Raw genomic sequence first — 18,980 nt, 5'->3', positions numbered from 1 at the left:
TTTATTTGCTTTTTGATAGTCAAAGCAGTTTTAATTTAGGATGTTAGAATAAATAATATTAACAAGCATCAGTTGGCACTAAGAGTTTAGCTTATTTTTTTGTTTGTTGCTTAATATATGTCATTAACATTTTTCAAATTTAGTTAAATTTATCCCCAGCTTCGCTTAGTACTATTTAGTAATAGTTTTATATTCACCCTATGGTTATCGACTAAAATTAGTAATAAAATTAAAAAATAACTGTCATATTTAAAAAATAAAAGTAATTTAATCAAGATAGTTTTATACCATAATATAAAATAAAATATCGCTTTGCTACTTCTTTGCTAAAGGTAAATTTATTGATCTTATTAAGATTAGAGGAAAGAAACAGACTAACAGAATATAATAAAAACACACAAGACTATGTGTGTTTGATATTATTAATATTAAAAAGTTTATTAATTATAATGTTCCAGTAACTCTTAAAATTATTAAGATAATATTTACAAATATTAGTAATCATAGTACACTAATTAAGAATCAGAATCCGGTACTTCTTTTTGGTTGTTCCACTGGAACTGCCGCTTCTTCTTGAACCACTTCTTCTTGTTCATTAATGATTGATAAACTATTTGAAGCATCTCATTTTGTTGAAACTAATGATAAAAAGGTTGCTTTACTTAACCCTGTATCTTTAGCATATGATAAGTTTGTTGAGCATCTTGGGCAGTGTTTTGAATTACATGGATTTGATATTGAACATGCTCCCACTTTAGCACTTGCAAATCCCTTAATTGTATACATTATTTTTGGTGAGCTTTTATCATTAGCAGTAATGTGGTAGTAAACATAAAGTTCACGATCATTTTTTGAAGGTGCTATTTCATCGATTACAACATCGTAAATAGAATTAGGTCTAATGTCCTTAAGTTCTACTTGTGATGCTCTTTTAGATTCTACCCCCATTACTAGGAAGGTTACTTTTCTAGCTTCATCTTTTAGATTTACTTCTTCTTGTTTAGCAAAATTAGTTGATTTTTCAACTAGATTTTCTCTTTCAATATAAGTAATAGCATCTTGGTTCTTAATTGATTTTTCTCTAATTCTTTCAACAATTAAACGTGCCTTATCAATGCCAACGCTACCACGGTATGCGCCATCACGATGGAATCATACTCTTGTGTCATGGTATGATTTTTCACTGATCTTAATGAATTCTTCAACTGCGTCAATAAATTCTGCAAAGTTTCCTGATATTTTTTTATTAGCTTTTTTAAAATTAAATGAGATGTTTCTATTTTCATCGAATGCTTCTGATATATAGTACTTTTCTAATATTCTTTTTTCGTCTTTTTTCATTCTTACTCCATAAGTATTTTTTCATTTTAAATTATATGTATAAATTTATATAAAAATTTTATCAAAAATAAACAATAAGTAAAGCAAATTTATTCAAAAAAATAGAAATTTTTATTTATATATATAAATACCTCTTGAATTTAGAGGTTTTTTAAAGGTTTTGTTGTTTTTATTTAAAAAACAAAGAAAAATTATTGAAAAAAGGAAGAAAATAGTTTCTAAATTAAAGATTTTATATTTTTAATTTTCTTCATTTTCGTTGTTTTTGTTGCAGCATAACCCAAAAATAGAAGTTGCAAAATACATTTTTGAAATAACAAATTAGAAAATAAATATAAATAATAAAGTGATAAAAATTACTTATTATTTTATTTTTTTCATTCTTTTTTTGATGCTTGTTATTAAATAAAGAATTTTAATAATTAAATTTTATATCTTTGGGATCGTCTTTTAAATTTATTTAACTCTAATTATTTAGATATAAATTATTTTTATAAAGTTCTTTAAGAAGTGTTTGAAATTTATATAAGAAAAATATTTTCTGAACTAAAAAAAATATCCAACTAAAGATATTTTTTTAAGACCTTTATTTAAGCGTAATACTTGCTTCACCTTTTTTATCAATTAATTCCAAAATATATGCTTGATTTCCAAAGGTACTTTCATTTGTAACATTTCTTACTGTTATTCTTGTTGTAAATTTAATAGTAAATGAATTGTCTAAATTTGAAACAATTGAATCAATTGTTAGGTTTCTATCAAGAACTTTTAAATCATTAAATTTTCAATCAATTGAAAACCCGTTTTCTTTAAGGAATTGTACTCTTCCGGTTGGAGTTTTTGAATTAAAATCAGCTAAAAATTTACCAAAGTCTCCATACTTGTTAAGAATTGAATTAATCCCCCCAGTATGAGTCAAATTGATGTAGTCTTTTTTCTCTAATTTATTTAACAAGCGTGGCAATGTTTCGAAACCAGCGTATGAGAATATTTTTGACTTTTTAATACCAAAACGTTCTGCATTAACTTTAACATAAAGAATTCCAGAAATATCTCCATAATCTAGTTCAATGTCCACTTTAGTGTCAAGATCAATAGGCCCACCATTATACTTGACTGAAAATTTGTCTTTTGTTTTATCTAAGCTTGATGCAGGTTTAGTTTTTAAATTTGCATCTATTGGTTTACCATCATAGAATACAAGATTTTTACTGCTTAGAAGCTTATCAATATAAATTTTGCTTGTTTCAGCTTGATTTTTTGCAAAACTTTGTTCCACGGCTTGAAGTTTTGTTTTCAATTCATCAATTTTAGCCTTTAATGTTGCGGTTTCAGTATTAACATATTTTTTTATGTCATTTGTTTCAGCGGTTAATCTAGAATAAGTTGTTTCTGCCAATTCTAAAGTTGATTTGAATTTTCTTAATGTAGCAGTGTCACCTGTTATTTTTTGTGATTCAATGTTTGCTGCTGAATAATCTTTGTCAAGATCACCAATAATTTTGGTAATGTTTTCTTTTTCAGCCTTAATTTGGTCTTCTTTATCTTTTTTTCTAGATTGAACATCTTCTAAAGTTCTTCTTGCTTCAGATAAAGTATCTTTCAATTCGGTAAGTTCTTTTGATAATTTTTCTCTTTCCAATTGAGATCTTATTTCATTACCTTTTTCAATTGATGAAGAAAGTTTAGAAATTAGGTTAGTTAAATCATCTAATGATACTGTGTTTTCTGCATCAGCAATATGTTTTTGAAGTTCACTAATTATTTTCTTAGTTTCGTCTTTTAGAACCATATTTGTTCTATTTTTTTCATTTAAACGATTTTGTAATTTATCTTTTTCGTCTTCAAGTTGTTTTACGCCAGCAGCTATTTTGTCACTTTCTGGAGTAAGTCCAAGGCTCTTGGCGAATTCCTTAACCTTATTAGCCGATATAATCAAATCATTAATTTCTTTTAAAACATTTTCCATATCAACAGAAGCAATTGCTTTGTTTGATTTTTCTATAAGTCTACTAATTTTTTCAGGTAGTCCAGCAACAAAGATTCTAACGCTTTCTCTTTGGTCTTTTGAACTTTGACTATTAATTTTAGCCTGTAATTCACTTTGTTTTGTTGAAGCTTGACTAATTAATTTTGCTAATTTATCAGCTTCTTCAAATAGTAACATTTCTCTTGCTTTTGCTTCGATGCCTCTAGCTCCAATAATTAATTTTCCTAATTCATCAACTGAAATTTGAAATTCTGGGATAGTTACAGCTTCATCAGCTTTAGTGATAGCGGCTGTAAGTTTTTCAATTTCCTCATTAACAATTGCTTGGTACTGAATTAATTTCCTCAAATTTGTTTTAGCAATTTCTAGAGCTTTAACCGCTTCCTTAAGAGTTCCATTTAAAGCGTCTCTGTCTTCTCTTAATAAAACTTTTTTGTCATTTCTTAATGAAACTTCAATCGCTCTATTAACGATAATTGTAGCTCCTCGTCCAAAACTAATTGCTTCCTCAAGGTAAGCGATGCCAATTTTGTAGTCATTAATTTGTAATTGTTTTAAGGCATTTTTTGTTCCTCTTTGTAGAACCTTAATAACCTTAATAATATATTTTCTAATTTTTTCAAAATCTTCATCATTGTTTGGATCGTATCTTCTAACTTTTTGTTCTTCTTCTTTTGTTAGTCCTGTTTTTGGGTCTTTAATTATATCGTCTCTATTACTATTATATTTTGCATATAAAGAAGCAACAGTAATTGTTGACAAAATAAAGACACCAGTAGTGATACTTAGAATAATTTTTTTATTTTTACTTTTTAAAGAATTCATAAATCTTCCTTCTATATTTGTTTATTTTTAGATAACTTTAATTAATTTTACACATTTTTTTTATTTTTAATAAACATTTAAGAAAATAAAAGCTATATTAATACAAAACTAAACTTAAAGTGAACTAAATTTATCTATTTTTTTGCAACAATAAAACTGCATAATTATTATAAATATATTAAAAATTAAAGAAAAACAAAGAACTTATATTGAAAAAACAAAGAAATTAAGTTTTTTGATCTTCGACAACAAAGTCAATTTTAAGCTTAAAATTTTTAATTTCTTCGTTATGAGGTTCTTTGGGATTTAAATATGGTATGTATAAACCATATTCATATTTTTCTCCTTTAATTCTTATGGTATTATTTGCTAATGAAAAAAAACCACCATTAAAAACTATCTCAGGTTCAAATAGCTCGTGTCCATTTTCGTCTGTTTCAGCAAACGTTAAATCGCCGGTAAATTTAAAAGGAATGAAGAACAGCTTGCTTTTTTCCTTAGTTGTTACTATTTCTCTTGATAGTCGGAAAAAGTAATTGTTTTTAACTATCTCATTTTGAAGCAACAAACTGCGATCGATATAATTTAAATTTTTTTTGCTATTTATATTATCAATAATTTCTTTAATTCTAATTTTATTTTGATTGTTAATATCATCATAGCGATAGGTGTTTGTAGTAAAGAAATTTAATTTTCAACTTTCGTTAAATGAAGCTTGGACTCGACTATTTGAGTTATGTTTAACAATTTCTGAAGTTGATGTTATTTCTGTTGGTTTCGAGGTTTTAATTGTAAAATTTCTAATAACTTTAAACTGCGGATTTTTGTCTTTGGAAGCTATTTGAATATCAAAGTGCAATGAATCTTTGTCAATTAAATCAAGAATTACATTAGCAATTGTGGCTTCCATATTAGCTTGCATTATTTCAAAATTAAGAGGTTTTAATTTTTCATTACTTGTTAAGTTTAGATTAGAAAATAGTGATTCCATAATCTCTTCTGGTCTGCCTTCAATAGTGACATTTTCATTTCACGATAGTATGCCATTGGGATTTTTTTCTTTGTCATATTTTGCTTCATTTGAAAGCACAACATTAGCGGTAGCATCTCATAATTTCAAAAACTCCTTGGTTTGCTTAATGCCAACTGCTAAACCAATAACAATAGCAGCAGCGGCAGCTCCTAATGAAAAGAAAATGATGGTTCTTACTTTTTTTAGTTTTACTGTTTTCCTAGCAGTATCTTTAAATTGTAATTGATCATTAAGTGTTACTTTTTGATCAATTTCTTCGTCCCAAGGATCTTTTGGAGATTTTTTATTTTTAAATAAACCCATTTTTATTCTCCAATATATTTTTCAATTTCAGTAGTATTATCTTCTGATTCTTCATTGTCCATTAAGTTGAACTCTTTTAAATATTCAGATGCCTCATGACTTTCTAAATTATCATTTTTATTCTCTGTTTTTTCTTCAGTTGATAATACGTCTTTGTCTGCCATCATTTGCTCTTCTATATCTTCATTGTGATGTGGAGTTTTTTGCCCTTCAGACATTGAAGTATTATTATTATCAGGCTCATCATCTCAATCATTTGAATAAATTCAATCATTTAAATCATCATTATCTGAATAGATATGATCTTCAATGTTTTGCCCTTCTTTTTCGGAAAATGTTTTTGATTGTTGAGCTTGATGGCTAACTAATTCCGCTGGAGAGTGATCATTATTCGACTCTTCACTTGTAATCGAATTTTCTTCTTCAACATTTAATTCAGGTTGATAATTATTTTTTTGTAATTCCATTTTTTTGTGATCTTCTATAGCGTCAGATTCATCATTTTGATTATCATCATTAGTTAAGTTATTGTTATCATCAAAATAGTTACTATTATTTTCCTGGCTTTCATCTGCCAATGGAATTTCTTTAATTTCTTGCTCTGAATCATCGTTGTCTTTAAATAAATCACCTAAATCATGAATTTCTTCTGCTTCCGATTCATTATCCTCAGACTCAGGATCACTAGCATTGTGAATTAAACTATCAAACATTTCACCATTATCTTCGTTTAACATTTCATCTTTAGAAGCTCATTGATCATCATCAATCACATCAAGAATCTTATCCTCATCACTAGTGCTGAAGACAAAATGACTTTTATCTTCATTATTAGTACTACCATGGTTTTGATTTTCTTGAACTTCATTATTATTTGAAAGCTGCTGATTTAACATTTCAAAACTATTTCTATCTTCTAAAGATAAACTATTTTCATTATATTCAAGCTCATTGCCTGAAATAAAATTCCTTATTGACTCATCTTCAATCGTTTGATTTCCGAAATCATCAACACTTTTTTGATCTGCACTATCAATTAAAGTGATTGAATGTTTGGATATATCACCTACATCTTTATTATCTATGTCGTGTTTTCCGTAATTTTTAAATTCTTCACTAACATAATCAACTTCAAAATTGCTATTGAATCTGCTATCAAAATTTTGATTGCTATTTTCTTGGTCTCTATTCTCAAGCGATACTTCTGAGCTCTCATCATCATTATCATAAAATGCGGTGTTATAGTAAATGTCATCTGTTAGATCACTAGCTTCTTCAGGATTTTTATGACCCTCTGTGTTTTCAGCATTTTCTAAAATCCTATCGTTAATGTCATCAGAAGTTAAGTATTCATCTTCAATTTTCACGTTGCTACTTTGGTAAATTTTACTACTACTATCTGACAATATTTCATGTGTTTGATTTGCTTCAGCTTCATTGCCTTCACCAAGGCCCTCTTCAACTGCAAAATTATTTTGATTAACAATGTTTTCATCTTCATCTAAGATATCATATTTCAGATGGGTTTTTGGTGCCTCATCAGACTCAATTTCAACCTCATGCAAATCGTTGCGGTTTTGATGATTAGGAATAATGGCATTGCTGTCATGATCTTCATCAATAACTTCATGATGTTTTGGTTGATTTTCTAGCTCAAGCTCATTGTCAATGTCAAGGTCTAATCTGATAATTTTTGTTGCTTCTTCTTCTATTTCAATATCTTCAGCCATGCTTTTTTCTTTATTATAATTTTCTTCAACATGAAAGTCATCAATTTCATCGTCATTTTCAATTTCGTCATTTATCGATCTAATTACAACTTTTGGTCTTTGTCTTGCGATTTTATCTGATTCATAATTTTTAGTTACGATTATTTCGTTATTAATTTTTTCTTTAATATCATTAATAATTTTATTTTTTTGAATTGGTCATTCATGTTTTGAAATAATAGTAATTGGATAGGCTTTTGACTCTAGAAATTTAATGCCATCTTTAAATTTTAAATAGTTTTCATAGTTATTAATGTAGTCATAGTAGTCAATAATGAAACCATGAATCAACTTATTAGTGGTAATATTAATTAGCACAATATCAATAGTTTTTGTCCCAATTGAATAATCAGCAATAAATTTTAGATTGTCATTGTCTAATACTAGTTGTTGCAATTGGAGCAGAATCTCTTTTTTGTAATCAAGATCTAGATTAAGTGAGATATTGCGAGTGTTCTCGATCATATCCTCATCGACTTGGTCCAAGTAATTTTTCTGATCTTCAAGTGAAAGATCTAAGAATTTTAGTCATTCTTTAAAAATTCGCATATCAGTCGTTGAGTTTTCATTAATTTGCACATCATCAGCATAAATTGATTTAACAACAATAATCTTTTCTCTTGCCCGTGAAATTGCTACATTTAAAGCATTTTTCCCGCCAGATCGAGCCACATAGGTCCCATATAGTGATGTATTTTTATCATAAACAACTGACATAATCACAAGATCTGCTTCATCACCTTGAATATTCTCAATATTTTTTAAAGAGATTTGCTCAGAATTAATTGCATTTTCAATTTCAGGTTCATTACCAAAAATTAGGTTCATTAAGTAATCTTGTTGTTTAACATTGAATACCAAAATTATAATCTTTTTATATTTTCTAAGGTTTTCTTTAATAATCTCAATAACCTTGGTACCCTCTTCAACATTCATGCTATTATTTCATGATCCGTTAACCTGGATGACATCAATTGCCTTATCCTTATTTAAAGAAACTTCATAATCATCAATTACATCCAATTTCGAATCATAAAAGTGTTTTGAGCTAAATGTCATTAATGCCGCTAATTTTGAACGGTAATTTTTATTTAGAAGGATCGAGAATACACCACGGTTGCGAGCGTAGGCTAGTAGCGATTCAATATGTCCAAGTTCATCCTCTTCATCAAAATTATAAGTTACAGAAAATCAACGTGTTGGTTGCATTTGTTGACTATCTCCCGCCAAAATTTTTCTTTTAGCTAGATATAGAATTGGAATCCCTTTTTCTAAAAACATCTGACTTGATTCATCTAAAATAGCATAATCAAATTCTTCTTTTTCTCACATTGATAAATCAATTTCTGGTGTTGTGATAATAATTGGAAATAACAATTTAATGATTTCACGATACCTATGGAAAAATAGATAAGGTTTTAACTTAGCCGTACGAATTGAAAGGGTAAAATCATTGTACAATGCTAGTTGTTTTCCTGAAAAGTTTGAAACAATTTCATATTTCTTCTCTAAAATCATCTCTGATAAAATTTTTTCGTTATTAAGTTCAACAGTCTTCGTTTTGACAATATTTTTATATTCTTCTATAATTTCAACAACTGATTCATAATCAACTTTGTCGATGTATTTCAAGCATTTATCAATATCAACGCTAAATAATGAGTTATCACTTGCCAGAATTTCAGCCGCATGTTTAATTGTTGATGGATATAAAGTGAAGAAATGTGGCTTTTTGCCTAGATTCATTTCATATAGATATTTCATAATTGATTTTTTATCAAGTAAAACCTTATCAAAAGCATATTTTAACTCGCGATCCAGAAGTTTTAGATTATTAAATAGTGTCTCAGAAAAATTAGCATTCATTAGTGCTGAATAAAATTGCAATAGATTATCGATATTTGGATTATTGTGTAATCTACTAATTGTATCAACATAGCTTTTATCTTCAATCGAAAAAATACTTATTCCTTTTTCGGAATTCGATCTACTGCAATGTTCTAATTCATAAACATATTTTTGCAATGGTTTATAAAATTCTTCTAACTGAACATGTTTATCACTTAAAGCAAATAAACAAAATTTAGAAATTGATTTCAAACGTTTTTTAAGTACATCTAGAGCAGCTTTTTTCTGTGATACAACTAAACCTGAATATCCATGAGCAACAATGTTGGCAATTAGATTGCTAATTGTTTGTGATTTTCCAGTTCCGGGAGGACCTCAAATAATTGTGTCTTGATAAAGTGCTGATATAGTGGCACAATCTTGAGAAAAATTAGTCTTTTGGATTTTAAACAATTTAAAATGTTTATCAAAAATTACTCTCTTAACAGTTTCAACATATTTGACTTTACTAATGTTAGGATTTAAAATATAATCAAATTCATCATTTTCAATAATTTTCTTCATTTGATTTCATAAATAACCTGATGAAACATTATAAAATCCTAAAACCATTCCTTGATGAAATTCAATCGAAGTGTTGGTAATCTCATCTTGCTGAAGATCGGGAATTGGATTTTTTATTGATGAAGGAATTTGATAGATTGGACTTCAAATTGTCTTAAAATATTCGAAAACTTCTTTAATAGTTGCATTTGCAAAATTAAAAGTGTCAGCATTAATCATAAATCCTTGTTGACCCAAAAAGGTAATTAATTTACTATTAACACGAATTTCAGCATTTGACTCTAAATAAACTAGTGAGTTCTCAATTCTAATGGTAACTTCTTTGAAAAAAAGTGGGGCAAAGATTGTCTTTTTGTCAGTTTTTATTGATATGAAAAAGAATCCTAAATGAAGTGGTCAGATATTAGTTTCAATATTAATATTTTTGGCATTATTTAGTATTTTCTTTCATTTGACAATTGACTTTTGAAATTCTGTTTCTAGATTATTTAAAAGCATTTGCTTAGCTTTTTCGAAGTTGGTGTTCAATGCCTTAAAAATTGGATTATCAATGCGACGATTGTATTCCTTGAATGTGGAAATTATTTCAAATTTATTTTCAGCCACAGCAACTTTTTCAGTCAGTATACGGTTACTATTTTCTTTTAAGATGTGACTAATTCGAAAATTATTATAAAAATTTTCAAATGTTTCCTCTCCAAAGTTTTTCATTACATCAAAAAATTTCTCATTATCAACTGATGAGAATAACGATGAATCATTGGTTTCGATGTTTTGTAGATTTGCCAAAATTGTTTGGTACTTTATTTCATTATTTTCCATTATTCCATTTCCTTTCTAATTTTTTGTTCCAAATATTTAGCTGAATTGCCAATTACTAACGAAATTTGTTGACTTTGAAAACTAATGCCGGTAATTCCATCTAATGCTTTTAAGCCAGTGCTATCAACTTTTTTTCGATCTTTAAAAGCAATTTTTACAATCTTTTGTGTTGCTGAAACTGCAGTGATATTTTCTTTTCCCCCGATTAATTTAAGGAATTCATCATAGTCAAAAGATAGTTTCTCTTGAACACTTAAATAATCTTTTTGATTTTTTTGACGATATTTTTTTCTCCAATAAATACAAATAAAGCCAAGCGTTAATATGCATAGAAGAATATATAAAAATTTATGCTTTTTATTCATTTTTTCCTCATTTTAAATTGTAATATTCCCTTGTATTAGGTATTTTATAATTATATTTTATTTATTTAATATATTGCTAAAAATAACAATAGCAACATTATCATTTTTATTTCTTTACTTTGTATTAAAATTAATTAAAGATTTATCCAATTTAAGAAAGGGTATTAAAAAATGCAAAAAAAAATAATGCTAAGTGGTATTACTGCGACCGGGAAATTGACGATTGCCAATTATATTGGCGCAATTAAAAACATTGTTAAGTTACAAGATCAATATGACAATTATGTTTTTATCGCTGATTTACATGCAATAACACTACCGATTGACAAAAAAGAACTTGAAAATAATCGCCGTGATATTTTTGCACTTTTCCGTGCTTGTGGCGTTGATTTAAATAAAACTACCTTGTTTTTTCAATCAGATGTTATTGAACATGGACTAATGAACTGACTAATTTTGACCAATACAAGTATTGGTGAATTATCTCGAATGACACAATTTAAAGATAAATCAACAAAGATTAAAAGCGCAAATGGAATGGAAACAATTCCAACAGGACTATTAATGTATCCAACGCTAATGGTTGCTGATATTCTACTATACAATGCTGATATTATTCCGGTTGGAATTGATCAAAAACAACATGTCGAATTAACAAGAAACTTAGCAATACGCTTGAATAATAAATATAAAACTAATTTCAAAATTCCGGAACCATTTATTCCGGAAATTGGTGCAAAGATTATGTCACTAACTGAACCAACTAAAAAAATGTCAAAATCAGATACTAACCCTAAATCATCGATATATCTTCTTGATAATCCTGAAGAAGCTTATAAGAAAATTATGAAATCAGTGACTGATTCAGAAGGAAAAATCTACATTGATGAAACAAAACCAGGAATTAAAAATTTACTAAGCATTTATAGTGCAATTAAGGATATATCACTAGCTGAAGCTGAAGAGAAATTCAAGAATAAGAACTACGGTGAACTAAAAGTAGCAGTTGGTGAAGAGGTAAAATCATTACTAACAAAAATACAATCAAAATATTCAGAACATATCAAGAATGTCGAACAAGAAAGTCGCATTGGAGCGGAAAAAGCTCAAAAAACTGCACGTGAAAATATAAATAAATTAATGAAGGGAATGGGCTTAAGTCATGAAAGTTAATAAAAATTTAAATCATTCAACTAGTCATCTGTTAGCTGCTGCTGTTCTAAAGCTATATCCGGATGCAAAACTCGCAATTGGACCAGCAATTGATGAAGGATTTTACTATGATTTTGAAATTGAAGAAGGAATTTTAGAATCAGATCTTCCAAAGATTGAAAAGTTAATGACAAAAATGGCAATGCAAGGCTATGAAATGAAATTGGTTGGTGAAGATCAATACTCATTTAAGGGACAGCCTTATAAAAAAGAACTATATGATGAATTTATTAAAGAAGGTAAAGATATAACTTTTTTTCAATACTGTCATCCAAAAACTAATGAGATTCTATTTACTGATCTTTGTGCAGGTGGACATATCAACAATACTAAAGAAATTAAACATTTTAAACTTTTATCTGTTGCCGGAGCTTACTGAAGAGGCAATTCTAAAAACAAGATGTTGACAAGAATTTATGGAACAGCTTGGGAAAGTAAAGAAGAATTGAATCAATATCTCGAAATTCTAGCAGAACGAAAAGAACGTGATCATCGAAAAATCGGGAAGGAATTAGGAATTTTTACATTCACTCAATTAAGTGGTCAAGGTCTACCAATATGACTTGAAGATGGAATGAAAATTCATAATGCTATTCGTGATTATGTCCTAAAATTAGATAAAAAATTTGGGTTTCAAGAAGTATTAACACCTCATTTTGGCGAGAAAAAACTATATGAAATTAGTGGCCATTGAGATCACTACCAAGATACAATGTTTAGTCCAATAAAAATGGATAATGAAATTCTTGTTCCCCGTCCAATGACATGTCCTCATCATATCCTACTATTCAACTCGTCAAGACATTCATATAAAGAACTACCAATTAGATATTCAGAGCAATCAAGATTATATCGTTATGAAAAGTCAGGAGCCTTATCAGGTCTTGAAAGGGTTCGGTCAATGGATCTGACAGAAGGCCACGTTTTTGTAAGAATTGATCAAATTAAAGATGAATTTAAACATTTATACAAAATGATTGTTCAAGCACTAAAAGACTTTGGAATTGAAATTGATCACATCTCGCTTTCACTTCGTGACCCTAACAATAGTGAAAAGTTTTTCAATGATGATGATATGTGGAATCGCGCAGAAAATGACTTACGAGATGTATTAAACGAACTAAAGATTGAATATAAAGAATTTATTGGTGAAGCAGCATTTTATGGACCAAAAATTGATATTCAGGTCAAAACTGCTTTAAATAAAATTATTACCATGTCGACATTGCAACTAGACTTTCTGCTGCCAATGCGCTTTAATATGAAATATGTTGATGATAATGAGGAAATGAAAGTTCCTGTACTAATTCACCGTGGATTAATTGGAACATACGAAAGATTTATTGCGACATTACTTGAACAAACTAAAGGCGTACTACCATACTGATTGAGTCCTCGCCAAGTAACAATAATGTCAATTAATAGTGAATTAAATGATTATTGTCAAAAACTATATGAAGAACTATTAGATCTTGATATCAATGTTAACCTAGACATTAGAAATGAAAGAATTAACCGTAAAATTCGCGATGCACAAATTCAAAAAACCAAGTTCATTGTCGTTATTGGATCAGAGGAGCAAAAAAATAATTCGGTTGCTATAAGGGAATACGGATCTGATAAAACCGAAGTTCTAAGTAAGTCAGACTTCATAGAAAAATTACTTAAATTAAAGAATCAAAAATAATGAAAAAATATTAAAAATAAATGTGACTTTTCGCAAATAAAAAGTCCATTTTTTTATTTGAATAATTAGCTAATTTATTAATTTATGCTTTTTCTAAGATTTTTCAACCATTTTCCATTTTATTAAAACAAAAAAACTTCAAACATCAGTCTGTTGCTGTAGTTTGAAGTTTAAAGTTGGTGTAATTAAAGAATTTCAGTAATGTTTAAAATTAATAGAACTAAATTTACTAAAGCGATGATAATTAAAAGTGAAAGAGCTACTTTTATCCCGGTATTTTTTGGGTTGTAGTGTTTTGAATGATGGTGGTGTGAATGTCCTTCATCTGACATCATCATATCCTTATTTTCTTCTTCCATCATTTGGTTATCTTCATTCATCATCATTGAATCATTATCCATTTTTTGATCTTCTTCATTCATCATTGGTTCTTCATTCATAGTTGAAGAATTTTCTGACATCATCATGTCATCATTCATCATGGTAGAAAAACCTTCGATGGTTTTCATCATAGTTTCTGAAGTTTGTCCATCTTCACTTGATAAATTATAGTAAACATCTAGTTTGCCTTCATATGGTTTTAGGTCTAATATTGTAACATCAAACTTAGATTCATATTCAACATCGTTGCTAGTAACATCTGATGACATTTTCGATTCCTTATCTTGAACATCAAATGAAATTTCATTGGCTTCTTTTTCTAATTCTTCAGCTACCATCATTTTCTTAGAAGGTTTTTTAACTGGTTTTTCAACTAAGTTTTCTTTTTCAATGTAGTCAATTACTTGTTGATTGTCAACATTCTTTTCTTTAACGTGGTCAATAATTAAGCGAGCTTTTTCAAGACCTACACTTCCACGATAAGCGGCATCACGGTGGAATCATACTCTTGTCTCATTTTCTGATTGTTCAGCAACACGAACATATTCAGCTAATGCATCAGTAAATTCGGCAAAATTTCCTGATATTTTTTTGTTAGCTTTTTTGAAATTAAAAGATATATTTCTGTTTTTATCAAAAGCTTCTGAAATGTAATATTTGTCCAATATTTTTTTAGTTTTTTTCTTCATTTTTTCTCCATTAAGTTGTTATTAGAATAGTATTATTGTAGCAAAAAAATAACTAACAAAAAAAATAACGTGGTTTTTTAGGCAAAGATTCACGTTATTTAGTAGTAAATGTTAATTTATTGCTTATATTCAACTAGAACATTGACAATGTTTTCAATATTTTCTAAGTCTAGCATTGAATGTAGTTTGTTTTGAATTTCAATGATTTCTTCACTTATTCTGTCAACTGATAAACACAAAATATAAGGAGGCAGATTGACAATTGATGGTTGCGTATTTTTATTAAATACAATAACTCCAATGACAGGAACATTAGGAGGAAGAATCGATGATAAGTTCTTAATATCATTTTCTAATTCGATCATAGCATTAGGGAAAGTATAGTTATTTTTTTCACTGTGAATAATTCATTCCCTTTCAAGTCCATCTCCCTCAATTGTTCCACCATCAGTATAATTTAGTTTAAATAAGAAAACAGAACTTCTGCTAACTAAAATATTTCCGAGTTCAAATTTTGATTTTGTTTTAGCATTTTTATACATTGATGGTTTAATTCATTTACTGGTACGGTTTTCGTTTAATAATTTTTGTATTTCTTCACTAACGCTATTCTCAAAATCATCATTTTTCTTCGCTTTATCAAGATTGCGCTTTGATATAAAAACTCCAAGTACAATCATTACGATAATAAAAGCAATTAATAGCAGTAATCCCACACTAATGCCGATAATATAAACTCTATCCATTTTTAACTTCCCTCCCACATAAATTTATGTTCATTCATTGCCTTAATAATTTCTTTATAGTCAGGAAATTCTTGGCTAATAATCTTTCAAAAGCGATTCGAATGATTTCCTTCAAGAAAATGTGCAATTTCATGCATTGCTACATATTTGATACATCTTATATTATAAAATATTAAATATTTAGAAACTGAAATTGTATCTTTTGTTAGATAATTTGTTGCTCAAGCTGATCTCTTATTCGCAATTCTAATTTTGGCTAGTATAGGTTTTTTTAGATATTTTTGTGAATAGTAATTAGCTCATTCACTAAATGTCTTTTCAAGTTTCTGAGTTAAATTATTTCAGATTAATTTTTTAAGTGGGGATATGCTTTTAGTTTTTGTATAAATAATTTCAATACTTTCATCAATAAATAATTGAATGAAACCGTCGAAAATTTTAAATTTGGTAAGCTTACCAAACAAATAAAACTGTTGATTCTCTCAATCAATATCAAGTACGGGTTTACTTTTTTGTTTACCAGAACGCTTAATCAATTTCGGTATAGCCATCGCTAAGAAATTGTTTAATTGTTCAGTGTTGATATATTTTACTGGTGTTGAAAGAATTATCTGGTCATTTTTCATTGTTAAATATATATTTTTATTATTTGTAAAGCGCAAATGAATATTAATTTCTTTTTCTCCAAGCTTGTAAATTAGAATTTCGTTTATTTTTCTCATAATTATAAATTTTAGTAGAAAATAAAAACTATTTGTCATTTACTTAATTTGTTTGCTTTTGAATAAAAAGAATAAAAAAATCATTTTTTATTATAAAATATTAATTGCTAATTATTAAAGCAAGAAAGGCAAACCAATGGCAAACATTAAATCAAAACAAAAAGCAATATTATCTAACGAAAAGGCACGTGTTCGCAACTCAGCTATCAAATCTTCAGTTAAAACTGCAATTAAAAAGGCAAAATTAGCTGCACAAGCAAAAGATCCTAAAGCAAGTGATTTATTTGCTAAAGCACATCATGAAATTGATAAAGCTGTTTCTAAGGGTGTTTTACACCAAAACAATGGTGCTAGAAAAGCAAGCCGTTTAGATGCGTTTATTGCTAAAAATAGATAATTGAATATTGTATAATTACTGTGAAAAATTAATAAAAGCCCATATTCGGGCTTTTTAATTTTTTTTGGGATATTTATTAACTTTAACGTGCGCAGGTTTTTCTAGTTTAAATACCAAACTAAACTCACCTTTTTGGCTATCTTCACTAATTTTGCTTAATATCTCATCAGGATTTCCTTCATAACTTTTTTCGTGAAGTTTTGTCATCTCTTTAATTAAAAATAATTTGACATTATTTCCAAAGACAACTTTAAAATCATTAATGGTGGTTTGGAGCTTATGTGGTGATATATAGCAAACATATGTGCCATATTGAAGTGATTTTAATTGATTTTGTCTAGCCTGAGATTTATCTTTTAAAAAGCCGATGAAATTGAATTCCGAACTAAAATTAGCTTTAATCACGGCATGAATGAGGGCAGTTGGCCCGCCAATCACATCAACGCTAATATTATTTTTTTTAGCTAGACTAATGATTTCAAATCCAGGATCAGAAATACATGGCATGCCAGCATCAGAAATAAGCGAAACTACTTTATTTGATAAAATCATATCAATAATTTTAGGAGCCAAAGACTTTTCATTGAACTTATGATAAGAAATCAGTTGCTTGCCGGAAATATCATAAAAGCGTAGTAATTTTTGACTTACGCGCGTGTCTTCACATAAAATAATATCTGATAATTTTAATTGTTTTAATGCTCTTAGACTAATATCCTCAAGATTTCCAATTGGTGTTCCGATAATATAAATTTTATTTTCCATATAACTTCTCAATTTGAATTAGAAAATTCGATTTTTGTAAGGGGAAATTCACATTAGTCTTTAAGGTCTTATACATATCTTTTAAACATTGGATAATTTCATCTATCTTTATCGGTGTTTTAAGAGCTTTAGCATCTTTTTCTGTCAAAAGTAGGAGATTGTGATTTACATTGGCAGCAATTTTAGCTAAATCTTCATATATAAAAATCATAAAAATAACAATAAAGTTAGCATTTTCTTTTTCGAAATGCTTCATTAAAAAATATAAAAGTGATTCGGGTTTCGAAGTCGATGATAAAATTGTTGACTTCAGATTTTTTAGCATAGTATTCAATTTTTCAATGTCAGTTAAATTATATTTTTTAGCATAAACGGTAACAAAATCATTAATTGATTTAATTGTGACTAAATCCGATTTAAGATTGATAATAAATGCCCTTGATTTGATCGTTTTTAGGACTTTGCTAATTTGATTAGTTGTCATAACTACGATGGCATGAGCTGGGGGATTTTCTAAGAATTTTAGTAGACTATTGAGACTTTGAGCACTGCCTTTTTCAATGTTTTTGATAACTAAAATTTTAAACTTGTTAGCATCTAAAAAATTACTTTTAGAAGCTCAAAGCATTGCGTCATTAATTGTTTCTTTAGCAATTGATTGATTATCCTCATTAACAGATAAATAAAGATCATTTAAATTAACTTTTGAGAATGATGTAATTTTGTCTTGATTAACTGCCTCAATAAAGGCAAAAAGATATTCATCAAATTCTTCATCTACTAGTTGTGAAAATAAATACACCTGCTGAAGCTTATTCTCTCTGACTGAATTATTAATGGTTTTCAAAAAATCAGAATTAATTGCCATTATAAAATTTTTTGGTCCACTAAAAGGTTAATAAATTTTTCGAATAATTCATCAATCGAACAATTGGCATCAAGAACACTAAATTTTTTAGTATCCTTAGCTATAACTTTCAAATATGCTTCACGTAAATTTTGATAGTAGGCAACATCTAAATGTTCAAGGCGATCCATTGATTCGCGACTATCTTTCAAACGTTTTAGTGAAATCTCTGGTGCTAGATCAAAGAAGATAATAAAATCTGGATGAGTGTTGTCAGTCGCAATCTCATTAATCATTTTAACCTTAGGAACACCAATGCCACCTAAGATTCCTTGATAAACATATGATGATGTTCAATAGCGATCAGAAATAACATTTTTGCCGGCCTCAAGTGATGGTCAAATACCTTTTTCTAAATTTATTCTTCTACTTGTAGCAAATAACAAGGCGTCAACCATAGGACTGAACTCATTGCCGTTTTCTAAAATTAAACTACGAATTTTTTCAGCCTCTTTTGAAAAACTACTTCCCGGTTCTCTTGTAAAGACAAAATTATTTTGCTTTTTATTTTTTACTAAATACTTTTCAAGCATTTTAAGAATGGTTGTTTTTCCAGCTCCATCCATTCCTTCAATAACTATAAATTTTCCTCGATTTGTTTTCATATTTTCCCC

The 18,980-nt window shown here is 28.2% G+C and carries 14 protein-coding genes; 3 read left to right on the top strand and 11 right to left on the bottom strand.

Annotated elements, in window-relative coordinates:
• Nucleotides 1–444 precede the first annotated feature (444 nt).
• The 5 genes from HGG64_RS02515 to HGG64_RS02495 all read right to left on the bottom strand — a co-directional run bounded on the left by HGG64_RS02515 (nucleotide 445) and on the right by HGG64_RS02495 (nucleotide 10,860).
• Nucleotides 445–1,341, bottom strand: coding sequence for a hypothetical protein (locus HGG64_RS02515; RefSeq protein ID WP_169580387.1), 897 nt, complete (start codon nucleotides 1,339–1,341; stop codon nucleotides 445–447).
• A 586-nt stretch (nucleotides 1,342–1,927) separates the two neighbouring features.
• Nucleotides 1,928–4,156: a coiled-coil domain-containing protein gene (locus tag HGG64_RS02510; protein ID WP_169580386.1), complete on the bottom strand. Its 2,229-nt coding sequence runs from the start codon at nucleotides 4,154–4,156 to the stop codon at nucleotides 1,928–1,930.
• A gap of 226 nt (nucleotides 4,157–4,382) precedes the next feature.
• The gene (locus HGG64_RS02505) at nucleotides 4,383–5,492 is read right to left on the bottom strand and encodes a hypothetical protein (RefSeq protein WP_169580385.1); all 1,110 of its coding nucleotides are present in this window, start codon (nucleotides 5,490–5,492) and stop codon (nucleotides 4,383–4,385) included.
• 2 nt (nucleotides 5,493–5,494) lie between these two features.
• A complete protein-coding gene (locus HGG64_RS02500; RefSeq protein ID WP_169580384.1) occupies nucleotides 5,495–10,495 on the bottom strand; it encodes a DEAD/DEAH box helicase in 5,001 nt (1,666 codons plus the stop codon).
• On the bottom strand, nucleotides 10,495–10,860 hold the full coding sequence (locus tag HGG64_RS02495) for a PTS sugar transporter subunit IIB (protein WP_169580383.1): 366 nt from the start codon (nucleotides 10,858–10,860) through the stop codon (nucleotides 10,495–10,497). Before HGG64_RS02495 ends, HGG64_RS02500 begins: the two co-directional genes overlap by 1 nt.
• Nucleotides 10,861–11,031: 171 nt before the next feature.
• On the opposite strand from HGG64_RS02495, the gene trpS reads away from it, so the two are divergent.
• Together trpS and thrS are read left to right on the top strand one after the other, a co-directional pair.
• Complete coding sequence (gene trpS, locus HGG64_RS02490; RefSeq protein ID WP_169580382.1) at nucleotides 11,032–12,033, top strand: tryptophan--tRNA ligase; 1,002 nt, start codon at nucleotides 11,032–11,034, stop codon at nucleotides 12,031–12,033.
• Nucleotides 12,023–13,759 carry a threonine--tRNA ligase gene (thrS, locus tag HGG64_RS02485; protein WP_169580381.1) on the top strand — a complete coding sequence of 579 codons (1,737 nt, stop codon included), beginning with the start codon at nucleotides 12,023–12,025 and terminating at the stop codon, nucleotides 13,757–13,759. The genes trpS and thrS overlap by 11 nt, the downstream gene beginning before the upstream one ends.
• A gap of 185 nt (nucleotides 13,760–13,944) precedes the next feature.
• Here thrS and HGG64_RS02480 read toward each other — a convergent pair whose 3' ends face one another.
• The 3 genes from HGG64_RS02480 to HGG64_RS02470 form a co-directional block, all read right to left on the bottom strand.
• The gene (locus HGG64_RS02480; RefSeq protein ID WP_169580380.1) at nucleotides 13,945–14,829 is read right to left on the bottom strand and encodes a hypothetical protein; all 885 of its coding nucleotides are present in this window, start codon (nucleotides 14,827–14,829) and stop codon (nucleotides 13,945–13,947) included.
• 116 nt (nucleotides 14,830–14,945) lie between these two features.
• A complete protein-coding gene (locus HGG64_RS02475; RefSeq protein ID WP_169580379.1) occupies nucleotides 14,946–15,575 on the bottom strand; it encodes a hypothetical protein in 630 nt (209 codons plus the stop codon).
• A 2-nt stretch (nucleotides 15,576–15,577) separates the two neighbouring features.
• The gene (locus HGG64_RS02470; RefSeq protein ID WP_169580378.1) at nucleotides 15,578–16,297 is read right to left on the bottom strand and encodes a YgjP-like metallopeptidase domain-containing protein; all 720 of its coding nucleotides are present in this window, start codon (nucleotides 16,295–16,297) and stop codon (nucleotides 15,578–15,580) included.
• Nucleotides 16,298–16,433: 136 nt separating this feature from the next.
• On the opposite strand from HGG64_RS02470, the gene rpsT reads away from it, so the two are divergent.
• The gene (gene rpsT, locus HGG64_RS02465; protein ID WP_169580377.1) at nucleotides 16,434–16,694 is read left to right on the top strand and encodes a 30S ribosomal protein S20; all 261 of its coding nucleotides are present in this window, start codon (nucleotides 16,434–16,436) and stop codon (nucleotides 16,692–16,694) included.
• 54 nt (nucleotides 16,695–16,748) lie between these two features.
• On the opposite strand, the gene rsmI is transcribed toward rpsT, so the two are convergent.
• The 3 genes from rsmI to tmk are packed head-to-tail and all read right to left on the bottom strand — an operon-like array spanning nucleotide 16,749 to nucleotide 18,971.
• The gene (rsmI, locus tag HGG64_RS02460) at nucleotides 16,749–17,459 is read right to left on the bottom strand and encodes a 16S rRNA (cytidine(1402)-2'-O)-methyltransferase (RefSeq protein WP_169580376.1); all 711 of its coding nucleotides are present in this window, start codon (nucleotides 17,457–17,459) and stop codon (nucleotides 16,749–16,751) included.
• Nucleotides 17,449–18,327, bottom strand: a complete 879-nt coding sequence (locus HGG64_RS02455; RefSeq protein WP_169580375.1) for a DNA polymerase III — start codon at nucleotides 18,325–18,327, stop codon at nucleotides 17,449–17,451. The genes rsmI and HGG64_RS02455 overlap by 11 nt, the downstream gene beginning before the upstream one ends.
• Entirely contained in the window at nucleotides 18,327–18,971 is a 645-nt protein-coding gene (tmk, locus tag HGG64_RS02450) for a dTMP kinase (protein ID WP_169580374.1), read from the bottom strand. Before tmk ends, HGG64_RS02455 begins: the two co-directional genes overlap by 1 nt.
• Nucleotides 18,972–18,980: the final 9 nt, after the last annotated feature.

Source organism: Mycoplasma phocoeninasale, from assembly GCF_012934885.1.
Taxonomy (GTDB): domain Bacteria; phylum Bacillota_I; class Bacilli_A; order Mycoplasmatales; family Metamycoplasmataceae; genus Metamycoplasma; species Metamycoplasma phocoeninasale.
The sequence above is the reverse complement of the archived record's forward strand: the minus strand, read 5'-3'. Positions and strand labels throughout refer to the sequence as shown.